Origin of the sequence: uncultured Vibrio sp. (genome assembly GCF_947488985.1) — a bacterium.
Taxonomy (GTDB): domain Bacteria; phylum Pseudomonadota; class Gammaproteobacteria; order Enterobacterales; family Vibrionaceae; genus Vibrio.
In genome coordinates this window covers 1-11,963 of the sequence record NZ_CANLBV010000110.1, presented here as the reverse complement: position 1 = coordinate 11,963, position 11,963 = coordinate 1, and the positions used below count along the sequence as shown (strand labels likewise).

Annotated in this window: 7 protein-coding genes and 1 pseudogene; 2 read left to right on the top strand and 6 right to left on the bottom strand. The window is 45.0% G+C overall.

Annotated features, from left to right (window positions below; all coding sequences use genetic code 11):
• Positions 1-405: 405 nt before the first annotated feature.
• A complete protein-coding gene (gene fusA, locus Q1A70_RS17325) occupies positions 406-2,493 on the bottom strand; it encodes an elongation factor G (protein ID WP_299694491.1) in 2,088 nt (695 codons plus the stop codon).
• 235 nt (positions 2,494-2,728) lie between these two features.
• The gene (radA, locus tag Q1A70_RS17320; RefSeq protein ID WP_299694488.1) at positions 2,729-4,108 is read right to left on the bottom strand and encodes a DNA repair protein RadA; all 1,380 of its coding nucleotides are present in this window, start codon (positions 4,106-4,108) and stop codon (positions 2,729-2,731) included.
• A gap of 161 nt (positions 4,109-4,269) precedes the next feature.
• Here radA and Q1A70_RS17315 point away from each other — a divergent pair, with 161 nt between their 5' ends.
• On the top strand, positions 4,270-6,618 hold the full coding sequence (locus tag Q1A70_RS17315) for a PilZ domain-containing protein (protein WP_299694485.1): 2,349 nt from the start codon (positions 4,270-4,272) through the stop codon (positions 6,616-6,618).
• 89 nt (positions 6,619-6,707) lie between these two features.
• Here Q1A70_RS17315 and serB read toward each other — a convergent pair whose 3' ends face one another.
• Positions 6,708-7,688: a phosphoserine phosphatase gene (serB, locus tag Q1A70_RS17310; RefSeq protein WP_299694480.1), complete on the bottom strand. Its 981-nt coding sequence runs from the start codon at positions 7,686-7,688 to the stop codon at positions 6,708-6,710.
• A 109-nt stretch (positions 7,689-7,797) separates the two neighbouring features.
• Between serB and Q1A70_RS17305 the strand changes: the two genes are divergently transcribed.
• The gene (locus tag Q1A70_RS17305) at positions 7,798-8,409 is read left to right on the top strand and encodes a YtjB family periplasmic protein (RefSeq protein WP_299694477.1); all 612 of its coding nucleotides are present in this window, start codon (positions 7,798-7,800) and stop codon (positions 8,407-8,409) included.
• Positions 8,410-8,522: 113 nt separating this feature from the next.
• Here the strand turns inward: Q1A70_RS17305 and deoD are convergent, their stop codons facing one another.
• The 3 genes and pseudogenes from deoD to deoA all read right to left on the bottom strand — a co-directional run.
• A complete protein-coding gene (deoD, locus tag Q1A70_RS17300; protein ID WP_299694473.1) occupies positions 8,523-9,242 on the bottom strand; it encodes a purine-nucleoside phosphorylase in 720 nt (239 codons plus the stop codon).
• A 64-nt stretch (positions 9,243-9,306) separates the two neighbouring features.
• Positions 9,307-10,527, bottom strand: a complete 1,221-nt coding sequence (locus Q1A70_RS17295) for a phosphopentomutase (RefSeq protein ID WP_299694470.1) — start codon at positions 10,525-10,527, stop codon at positions 9,307-9,309.
• A 77-nt stretch (positions 10,528-10,604) separates the two neighbouring features.
• Positions 10,605-11,888, bottom strand: a pseudogene (gene deoA, locus Q1A70_RS17290) (thymidine phosphorylase); the annotation flags it as partial.
• Between the last annotated feature and the right edge of the window lie 75 nt (positions 11,889-11,963).

Here is an 11,963-nt window from a genome sequence, read left to right as displayed (position 1 = left end):
AGTCGACTGAGAAGGTTATATCTATGTGCTACCGAAGTTGGACTAAGCTGACCAATTAAATAATCAAATTGGTATAATAACTCTACTTTCTCTTTTTCAAATAAAGATGGAGTGAAATTCTGGGGAATACCGTTTGAGGTGAAGATTGGCAACGCGGATTTCGCAAACGCAGGCAAATATCAAGACACAATTACGGTTGAAGTAAAAGCTATGCCATAAGGTGTATGACGGCGAAGGCAACGATTTAATCAGTGGATAATAAATATCACCGAACCTAAACACGTAACCTTAAGTATTGGGATATAAGTAATTAAGATAAGGGAACCACGTTGATTTGGCTGATATTAAAAAGCCCCGCAAGCTTTCACTTGTGGGGCTTTTTCAGCTAATTGAGAAAAGGGCTAATTACTTACCAGCTTCTTTTTCTGCTTTAACTTTTGCAATCACTTCGTCAGCAACGTTAGTTGGACATGGTGAGTATTGTGCGAATTCCATAGAGAATTGGCCACGACCTGAAGTGATAGTACGTAGGTGACCGATGTAACCAAACATTTCTGAAAGTGGTACGTCAGCTTTAATACGAACGCCAGTTACGCCAGCTTGTTGATCTTTGATCATGCCACGACGACGGTTAAGGTCACCGATAACATCACCAACGTGATCTTCTGGAGTAAATACGTCAACGTTCATGATTGGCTCAAGAAGTTGCGCGCCAGCTTTAGGCATAGATTGACGGAATGCACCTTTCGCTGCGATTTCAAATGCGATTGCAGATGAATCGACTGCGTGGAAACCACCATCGAAAAGTTCAACTTCAACGTCTAGCGTAGGGAAGCCAGCTAGTACGCCGTTTTCCATCATAGATGCGAAGCCTTTCTCAACTGCAGGCCAGAATTCTTTAGGAACGTTACCGCCCACAACAGTAGACTTGAACGAGAAGCCAGAACCCGCTTCGCCTGGTTTGATACGGTAATCGATCTTACCGAACTGACCAGAACCACCAGATTGCTTCTTGTGCGTGTAGCTATCTTCAATTGCTTGAGTGATAGTTTCACGGTAAGCAACTTGAGGAGCACCTACAGTTAGGTCAACGCCGTATGTACGCTTAAGGATATCTACCTTGATGTCTAGGTGAAGTTCACCCATACCTTTCAGGATAGTTTCGCCAGTCTCTTCGTCAGTCTCAACTTGGAAAGATGGATCTTCTGCAACCATTTTACCGATCGCGATACCCATTTTCTCAGAGCCGCCTTTATCTTTTGGAGATACAGCGATAGAGATTACTGGAGTTGGGAATACCATTGGCTCAAGTGTCACTGGGTGCTTAGGATCACATAGAGTGTGACCAGTTTGCACGTTCTTCATACCAACGATCGCGATGATGTCACCAGCTTGTGCGCTAGTTAGTTCGTTACGGTCGTCTGCTTGCATCTCAACCATACGGCCAACACGCTCAGTCTTGCCAGTGAATGAGTTAAGAATCGTGTCACCTTTGTTCAGTTTACCAGAGTAAATACGAACGAAAGTTAGAGCACCGAAGCGGTCATCCATGATTTTGAATGCAAGCGCTTTGAAAGTTTCATCTGCAGAAACGATAGCGTGTTCGCCAGTTTCTTCGCCAGCTTCGTCCATTAGAGGTTGAGGATCAACTTCAGTTGGAGCTGGTAGGTAATCTACAACAGCGTCAAGAACGATTTGTACGCCCTTGTTCTTGAATGCAGAACCACAGAAAGTTGGGAAGAATGCTAGGTCACGAGTACCTTTACGGATACAACGCTTAATGTCTTCGATAGAAGGCTCTTCACCTTCCATGTAAGCTTCCATTAGGTCATCGTCTTGCTCTACAGCAGTTTCGATTAGCTCTTCACGGTATTGCTCTACGTCGTCTACCATGTCCGCAGGAACATCTAGAATTTCGTAGTTTTCAGGAAGACCAGTGTCATCCCAAACGTATGCTTTACGGCTTAGAAGGTCTACAACACCCACGAATTCATCTTCGCGGCCGATTGGTAGAACCATAACTAGAGGAGTAGCACCTAGAACGTTTTTAACTTGGTCAACAACGTTGTAGAAATCTGCACCCATACGGTCTAGTTTGTTAACGAAGATCAGACGAGATACTTCTGATTCGTTAGCGTAGCGCCAGTTAGTTTCTGATTGTGGTTCAACACCACCAGAACCACAGAATACACCGATACCGCCATCAAGCACTTTAAGAGAACGGTATACTTCAACTGTGAAGTCAACGTGTCCAGGAGTATCGATAACGTTTAGACGGTGACCGTTCCAGAAACAGCTTACAGCTGCTGATTGGATAGTAATTCCGCGCTCAGCTTCCTGTTCCATGAAGTCAGTCGTTGATTCGCCATCATGTACTTCACCAGTCTTGTGGATTTGACCAGTTAGCTTAAGGATACGCTCAGTGGTAGTTGTTTTACCCGCATCAACGTGCGCGAAAATACCAATGTTTCTGTATTTCGATAAATCTGCCATTGTCTTACTCTGTTAATAGGATATAAAATGCGCGCAGAGTATATCACAATCTGTGAGGACTGATAGCTTTGCATGCATTTGGGACTAAAAAACTTTGCCTTTTCTCTACGTAGAGGAAAAGGCTCGCTGTAGAAACAATCTCAAATGATTGTTTAGTTTAGTGCTAACTTAAAGTGAAAATAGCGTTTAAGTTAGACTGAATTGCTGCTGTATAGATTAGCTGAAGTGAGTTCAATTACAACTCATCAAACGCATTAATTGCCTCTGATAATTTTTTCACACCGTGAATCTGCATTCCGGGAATACCCCCTTTCGGCATGTTGGCCGCTGGGACGATCGCTTTCTTAAAGCCATGTTTAAATGCCTCATTAAGGCGCTCTTGTCCGCTCGGCACCGGTCGAATCTCACCCGCTAGGCCTACTTCGCCAAATACCACCACATCTTTTGGTAATGCCCGGTCTCTGAAACTTGAAAGTAGCGCCATCACCAACGCAAGATCAGCACTGGTTTCGGTTACTTTAACACCACCGACGACATTCACAAACACATCTTGATCAGCCATTTGTAAGCCGCCGTGTTTATGCAGCACGGCTAACAACAAAGAAAGCCGGTTTTGTTCTAGGCCAACAGCGACACGGCGCGGGTTCGCCAGCTGGGAATAATCCACCAACGCTTGGATTTCAACAAGCAGTGGACGCGTACCTTCCCATACCACCATCACCGAACTGCCCGAAGTTTCTTCTTCACCGCGAGACAAGAAAATAGCCGATGGATTACTGACTTCTTTTAGCCCTTGACCTGTCATGGCAAACACACCCAGTTCATTGACCGCACCAAAACGGTTTTTGTGGCTGCGCAGCGTTCTAAAGCGACTGTCAGTTCCACCATCTAATAGAACTGAGCAGTCAATAATGTGCTCAAGCACTTTAGGCCCCGCTAGGGTGCCGTCTTTCGTCACGTGTCCAACTAAGAATACCGCAACGTTGTTTTGTTTGGCATAGCGCGTTAATGCGGTTGCTGATTCACGAACCTGAGCCACACTGCCCGGCGAAGATTGAACATCAGCAACGTGCATCACCTGGATAGAGTCGATAACCATGATCTTTGGCTGCTCTTTTTCAGCGACCTGACAGATCTTATCGACGTTGGTTTCAGAGAGCATTTTTAGGTGATCTTTCGGTAAACCTAGCCTTGAAGCCCGCATCGCGACTTGCTGCAATGATTCTTCCCCTGTCACATAGAGTGTCGGTAATTGAGAAGAAAGCAGACACATGGTTTGCAACAGCAGCGTTGATTTACCCGCGCCGGGGTTACCACCAATCAGGATCGCAGCACCCGGTACCACCCCCCCACCGAGCACGCGGTCCAGCTCTTTAAAACCACTGCTAAAGCGCGGCACTTCTTGCAGGTCAATTTCCGATAAAGTCTGAACGTTTGATTCTGTTGCACCACCAGCATAACCGGTTAATCTTTCATTCCGTGCAACCTGAGGAGAAGCGGCTAACCTAACTTCTGTAATTGTGTTCCAAGCACCACATGCATTGCACTGTCCCTGCCAACGTGGAAAGTCAGCCCCACAGTCATTACACACATAAGCTCGCTTTGCCTTAGCCATAAAACCTCAATAATTTGCTGGGTAACGGATCAATCTTGTTATTTTGTGAGTTCGTTGACCATACCGATTAAAATAAACGTTGCAGTAGCGTCTCGAATACCTAAAAATCAAATATAACTTGTCGATAACAATAAAGTACCGTCCATTCTAACAAGAAAAGTATGCAGCAATCTGAAATTTTATCTATAGCAGAGCGACTTATCCCGGCTTACCACGCCGAAGATTTTGAATTCCTTCTTTCTCAACTGACAGAAGGCGAATCACCGTCTTTAAAGCTGCTGGTTAAAATGGAACTGAACCGTATCATGGCTCCTTGCACTAAGAGCATTGATTTGCGAGGGCGTATTGATAATGAATGTCGCCAGTTCACGATTGACGGCCGTAAACACTGGCTTGATGACATCGCCTTAAATGCCTACCAACGCGGCACCAAGAAATTTAAAAGCTACACCGAAGGGGCTTGGGAGTTAGTGATGGCTCCAAGAATGCAACCCTTAGCTGAGCGCGTTAAAGTCGCCTCTCAAGGCGACTGCAATATCACCAACTCGAATAGCCCTTATGAAGCCGAAGCTATTAACTTAGGCTATGACTTAAAACGGAAAGAAAACCGACTCAAAATCAGCTCTCAGGTTGCAATCTCGACCTCGAAAGGCGATAACCTGCACGGTGTCACTGTCGATATTTCACCGTCGGGCGCAAAATTTAAAGTGCCGACCGCCTTTAAATATAGTCTTGGTGAGGTCATCAGCGTTAAATTTAGCGAGCTCATTGAAAAATCTCTGGAGGCTAATGTCAACCAAGCGCTCAAGTTTCGCGTACTCGGAATTGATGAATCCTACGAGAACAATGCAGTTAAGTTCTTAAGAACCATAAAAGTCAGTGATAGCGATATATTGGCTCGTTTAATAAACGAATCTTTAAATAGTGACAATAAAAAAAACAGTCACGAGAACCAAGACAAAATAATTCGTGCACGTACTCGAGGTATTGAGCATGCCTATTTGAAGCACACCTGTAACCTTCCGCTATTCTTTAGTGGCAGTGAATTAAAGCTTGCCCTACTCACCGGTAACAACCAGCCACTATGGCAATACTGGCACGACGAGCGAAACCAACAAGCTTTAGGTACTCTGTTCAACGCACAGCGCATGAGCTTACTGGTAAAGCCTGGACTAAAGGGAACCAGTAACGTCATCTACTCTTTTACCCATGAGCATCAAAATAAAGTTTTGTACTATTCAATGATGCTGCCTGAAGCCTCTAGGGAACAAAGACAACTGTTCTGGCACATTGGTGGTAAACGTAAAAGTTGGAAGGCGTTCAAGTTTTCGGTTTTCGAGCTGTCCGATACCGAAAGAGAAGCCTTAGCCAATCACTCAAATACGCTGGCTCAAAGCTCAGAAAAACTGACACATTGCGGCATTTTGCAAGAAATCGGAGATCACGAAAGTGCCGCAGATTATCTATTGAGTGAGAAGCCCAGAATTCCAAGCAGTGAACTGAATCGCTTCCGTCATCCTCGAGCTGTCATGGGTAATATCCAAAGTATCTATTTCGATTCTCAATCTCGCCGCAAAGAACCGAGATACCAGTTCAAGTCGCCGTTGCAATTGACCTCTCAAGATGGGGTAGCAGCGAATGGCCACACCCTAGATATCTCAAAGCGAGGACTAAGCCTGACACTTGAGCAGCCGATGGTGCTCAAGATAAACGATCCAGTATTAGTGAATTTCAATGAGCTACAGCTCTACGATAAAAAGCTGCCACTCAACACAGTGCCTTACCATGTCATACGCGTCAGCCCGAATGGACGCACCGTGCAGTTAGTGATTGCTGAAAATGCCAAAACAATGCGTACCATCGCATTCTTAAACGGTCTCATCGATCAAAATCAAAGTAAGCTGTCCAAGAAACAAGAGATATTGCCGACACATTCACTACTCGAATCTCTGCACAATATACTGCTCAGCAAGATGGTCAGTAATCCGATCTTTATTGATAAGCCGAGTTCAACACTGCGCTGTAAGATTATTGGCGTGAACTTTCCATTGAATAAACCCTTAGCTCTATTGGCAAAGCTTGGTCACAATCAGAAGTTTTCACTAGAACCGATTTTTAAAGGGCACTCTAACTCTCTGTTGGCGGAACCACTAAAAAAAATTGAAGGCGCAGAGCCTAAACATCATGAAGTATACATTGCATCGGTGAAATTCGGAGACACCATCCAATCGGTGCATACCAAACTGGTGAAAGATTTCGCTTCGGTCAAAGAACGAATTTTATTCATAAAAAAAGCGCAGCACTTAGGGGATATATACATACTGCGAGTCACGACAGCACCAATCTTTAACCCCTTAACGAGCCTTTTCCAATCGGATCTGGAAGAACTTACACGCATCAGTATGCATCAAGCAAAGAAGCTAGAAAATGAGATTACCGCTTTTATTGGCTATGGTGAGATAGAAGATATTACCGATGAAGTACTGATTCGATTAGAGCTGACACGCTAGCTTCGAACCATGTTTAAACTTAAATATGAAAATAGAAAAGCAGGCTGATAGCCTGCTTTTTTGTATCTGTTATACCGTCCTAAATATAATTAAGGCTTCACTTGCCAACTGATTTTTTGCTGCTTAGCTAGTACACCAGACAAGATACAAAGTACGCCACCTAGCCCTGAATAACGGACTGCAGTTTGAGCTTGCTGTTCTACCTTTGGTTTCGCGTGGTAAGCAATACCTAACCCCGCCGCCTCCATCATCAACAAGTCATTGGCACCATCGCCCACAGCAACGGTATTGTGCAATTCTAGCTCATACTCTTCCGCCAGTTCGACTAATATATCGGCTTTGGTTTGTGCAGAAACCACATCACCCAACACTTCACCTGTCAATTTACCCTTAACGATTTCTAAAGTATTCGACTGAGCATGATCTAGGTCTAGCGTGTCTTTTAAGTAATCAGAGAAGTAAGTAAAGCCACCCGATGCGATAGCGGTTTTCCAACCCAGTTTGTTAAGCGTGTTCACAAGTCCAACTAAATCCGGCATGAAAGGCAGTGATTGACGTACTTGCTCTAGAATCGACTCATCAGCACCTTTCAACGCTCCAACTCGTTGGCGCAGGCTTTGTTCGAAATCTAACTCACCTTGCATAGCACGCTCTGTAATTTCAGAGACTAGCTCACCTACTCCAGCGAGTTTGGCTATTTCATCGATACACTCGATTTGAATCGCTGTGGAATCCATATCCATCACAATCAAACCCGGATTAGATAAATCTGGTACTTCGCTAAGGCAAGCATAATCAAGCTTCAGAGCCTGTAGGATTTCTTCATGCGCTGGCGTTAGATTGCCAGACATCAATGCCACTTCGTAATGCCCAACTTTCCACGTATCTAAAATTGTGTTGTAAGTGCCTGTGAAAAAGTCGATGTCATCGAAAGATTGCGGTGATAAGTACTCGCCGAATACTATCCAATTGGCTTTAGCTTTAGCGAGTTGAGAAGCGAAACGAGTCTCGGGGAGTCGAGTTAATAATGTGGTATGCCTTTTCATCGGCAGATATTTCTGAGCGTCCATGTGTATGATTCCTAATTAACTATGCTAAACGTTAACCTATTGCAATTTGAAAACGCAAGTCTCAATATGTCTTAATCATAACATTTGTTTATTTCAGGCTTCGTGAAACATGAATGAATCATTGTTCTCAATACGCAACGCTTTACGAATGCTAGCCCTTATCTTGCTGGCTACCATGTTCGTTGTCACAATCAAAAATACGGTCGTGATCAGTAAAGGCAACGAGAAGATCCAAGCGAAACAGTTGGAAACGCTGACTAAGCTGCTTATCTCTCAAGCATCACTTTCAGCCAGCAAAATGATCACCCAACAAGATCAAGAGCGATTGCTTGATCTGACCAATCAGCTGTCTCAAGATCGACTGGTGTTCGATACCACCATCTATGATGCAGAGGGGGTTCGGCTAGCTTCAAGTGAAAAAGCGCTCTCGGTACGCGAGGTACTGGGGTTAGATACGCCACTTTCAACGGCCAGTATTGGCAGACAGCAATTAGTCGAACCGATTTATTCACCGGAAAAGGCAATCATCGGTTTTATTCGTGTGACCTTTGAAACCGGTAAAGTGACTGCAATTTCTGATCACCATTATCGTAAGAGCGATCGCTATATGATCGGGATGGTTTTGATGGGTTTTGTCAGTGGTGTGCTCTTTATCATGCTGATTCGAAAACGACGAACTCAGTCAGGAGAGAACTTACTGCTTAAGAATGTAAACTTATAGCAGACTGACTCTGGCACAGAATAAAAAGCCCCGACGCTCAGGCAGCGTCGGGGCTTTTTGTTATCTATTCGCTTATCAAGCTAAGACAAATTTCTATGTCTTATCAAGTAGTATTATTCTTGGTCACCAAGCAGCACAGAGTCAAGTGCGATAACCATCATATCGTTGAAAGTCGTTTGACGCTCATCTGATGTGGTTTGCTCACCGGTTTTGATGTGATCAAACACAGTACAGATAGTCAGAGCTTTCGCGCCATATTCAGCACACACACCATAGATACCGGCTGCTTCCATCTCAACACCGACAATGCCGTATTTGTCCATAACATCGAACATTTCAGGATCTGGCGTGTAGAAGAGTTCAGCAGAGAACATGTTACCGACTTTGACTTCAACCCCAAGAGCTTTAGCAGCGTCTTCGGCTGCACGTACCATTTTGTAGTCTGCAATAGCGGCAAAATCATGATCTTTAAAGCGGATACGGTTTACTTTTGAGTCGGTACATGCACCCATGCCGATCACCACATCACGCACTTTAATATCTTCACTAACAGCACCACAGCTGCCAACTCGGATGATCTTTTTCACACCAAAGTCTTTGATAAGCTCCGTTACGTAAATAGAACACGATGGAATCCCCATACCGTGTCCCATTACCGAAATCTTACGGCCTTTGTAAGTCCCTGTGTAGCCAAACATGTTACGAACATCGCACACTTGAACCACATCTTCTAAGAAGGTCTCTGCGATGTATTTTGCTCGTAGTGGGTCACCCGGCATCAATACAACATCTGCAAATGCACCCATTTCGGCATTAATATGTGGAGTAGCCATTGAAAATATCCTTCATCTCAAAATAAACAAGAAAAGAGAGAAATTTCTCTCTTTTATTTACCAATTATAAAAAGCTTGTACCGTGTCCCATTGGCGATGTACCAAAGTAAGACGCTAAACTTTGACCGATATCCGCAAAGGTATCGCGGCGACCTAAAGAACCCGCAGGCACTTTTTTTCCGTAAACAATCACAGGGATATGCTCACGAGTATGGTCTGTACCAGGCCATGTCGGATCGCAACCGTGATCGGCCGTCAGGATCAGCACATCATCTTCTTTCATCATATCGATGACTTCATTGATACGACCATCAAAGTACTCAAGCGCGGCGGCGTAACCTGCAACATCACGACGGTGTCCGTATGCTGAGTCGAAATCAACGAAGTTCGTAAATACGATCGTGTTATCACCCGCTTCATTGATCGCATCTTTGGTTGCTTCAAATAGCGCAGGGATACCGGTCGCTTTGGTTTTCTGGGTGATACCACAACCTGCATAGATATCAGAGATCTTACCGATTGAGTGAACGTTGCCGCCCTTCTCATCAACCAGTTTCTGAAGAACCGTTGCCGCAGGTGGCTCAACAGAGAGGTCGCGACGGTTGCCAGTACGCTCAAATTGACCTTTACCTAGGCCGATGAACGGGCGCGCGATAACACGACCGATGTTGTACTCTTCTAGCTCTTCACGCGCGATCTGGCAAAGATCTAATAGCTTTTGCAGACCGAATGTCTCTTCGTGACAAGCGATCTGGAATACAGAATCCGCAGAAGTATAGAAGATAGGCAAGCCTGTCTTCATGTGCTCTTCACCTAGATTATCTAAGATTTCAGTGCCCGATGAATGGCAGTTACCTAGGAAACCAGACAAACCTGCACGCTCAAGAATGCGATCAGTCAGCTCTTTAGGGAAGCTGTTCTCTTTGTCGGTGAAGTAGCCCCAGTCAAACAGTACCGGTACACCCGCGATTTCCCAGTGACCTGATGGTGTGTCTTTACCAGAAGACAGTTCAGCCGCATGTCCATATGCGCCAATGATTTCAGTGTCGGCATCCATACCAGCAGCAAAGTGCCCGGTCGACTCTTTGTGAGCCATCGCTAAACCTAGCTTAGACAGGTTTGGTAGCGTCAGTGTGCCTTTACGATCTGCATTGTCTGCAAGACCTTGTTCACAATGTTCAGCGATGTGGCCCATAGTGTCTGAACCTACATCACCGAATTTGTCTGCATCCGCTGTCTCACCGATGCCGAATGAATCTAAAACTAAAATAAATGCTCTTTTCATTTTCTTCACCAACTTATTGCTCTTTGCACCAGCGCTTTTGATTATCGGTATACGCGAGGTATACCGATAGTGGTTATTTACACGTCTTCAGAACGAATCTGACGGTAAACGTCTGGTGTTGCGGTATATTCGCCACCGACAGTAATTGCATTTTGTAATGCCGTTGCCGCTTCTTGCCACTGTTGCTCGTTGCGAGCATGAATCATTGCTAATGGTTTCTCATCGCTTGCCACTTCGCCAAGACGAATGAAGCTATCGAAACCGACTGCGTAATCAATGCTGTCCGTTGCTACGCGACGACCACCGCCCATACCAACGACAGCCATACCAATAGCACGAGTATCCATTGCCGATACCACACCGCTTTCTAGCGCGTACACTGGCTTAACAATTTCTGCTTTTTCTAGGTAGTTATCGTAGTTTTCTACGAAGTCTGCTGGACCACCAAGGCCCGCAACCATTTTACCGAAGCACTCTGCTGCTTTACCGTTACCTAGCACTGCCATCAGTTTTTCGCGTGCTTCTTCTGAATCTTTTGCAAGGTTGCCAAGTACTAGCATTTCAGCACACGATGCCATCGTAATTTCTAGCAAACGTGGGTTACGGTATTCACCCGTTAGGAATTGAACCGCTTCACGTACTTCTACTGCGTTACCCGCTGAAGAAGCCAGAACTTGGTTCATGTCGGTTAGGATTGCTGTTGTCTTAGTACCTGCACCGTTTGCTACTGCAACGATCGATTTCGCTAGCTCTTCAGACGCTTCGTAAGTCGGCATGAATGCACCTGAACCTACTTTTACATCCATCACTAGAGAGTCAAGGCCAGCAGCCAGTTTCTTAGATAGGATTGAAGCTGTGATTAGTGAGATATTGTCTACTGTTGCTGTGATATCACGAGTCGCGTAAACACGCTTATCAGCAGGCGCTAGATCACCCGTTTGACCGATGATCGCTACGCCAGCATCTTTAGTGACTTCACCGAACACATCGTTGGTTGGTGTAATATTGTAACCAGGGATAGATTCAAGCTTGTCTAGCGTACCGCCAGTGTGACCTAAACCACGACCAGAGATCATTGGAACAAAACCACCACATGCTGCCACCATAGGGCCAAGCATTAGAGAAGTGACGTCACCAACACCACCAGTAGAGTGTTTATCAACGATTGGGCCAGCAAAGTTCATGTGGCTCCAGTCAATCACCATGCCTGAGTCGCGCATTGCACACGTTAGTGCGATACGCTCTGGCATTGTCATTTCGTTAAAGAAGATAGCCATTGCGAATGCTGCAATTTGGCCTTCAGAAACCGTGTTTTTAGCGACACCTTGAATGAAGAAGTTAATTTCTTCAGCAGTTAGGACCGGCGTTTTTCAAGGTAGTTGTCATCATTTGCTTACTTATTAAGCAGCTTCTCTTTCTGGGTTTAGGTGTACTTC

Bases quoted from the DNA above. Each gene is read 5' to 3' on its own strand.
- fusA (WP_299694491.1), bottom strand. From the start codon at position 2,493: ATGGCAGATTTATCGAAATACAGAAACATTGGTATTTTCGCGCACGTT.
- radA (WP_299694488.1), bottom strand. From the start codon at position 4,108: ATGGCTAAGGCAAAGCGAGCTTATGTGTGTAATGACTGTGGGGCTGAC.
- Q1A70_RS17315 (WP_299694485.1), top strand. From the start codon at position 4,270: ATGCAGCAATCTGAAATTTTATCTATAGCAGAGCGACTTATCCCGGCT.
- serB (WP_299694480.1), bottom strand. From the start codon at position 7,688: ATGGACGCTCAGAAATATCTGCCGATGAAAAGGCATACCACATTATTA.
- Q1A70_RS17305 (WP_299694477.1), top strand. From the start codon at position 7,798: ATGAATGAATCATTGTTCTCAATACGCAACGCTTTACGAATGCTAGCC.
- deoD (WP_299694473.1), bottom strand. From the start codon at position 9,242: ATGGCTACTCCACATATTAATGCCGAAATGGGTGCATTTGCAGATGTT.
- Q1A70_RS17295 (WP_299694470.1), bottom strand. From the start codon at position 10,527: ATGAAAAGAGCATTTATTTTAGTTTTAGATTCATTCGGCATCGGTGAG.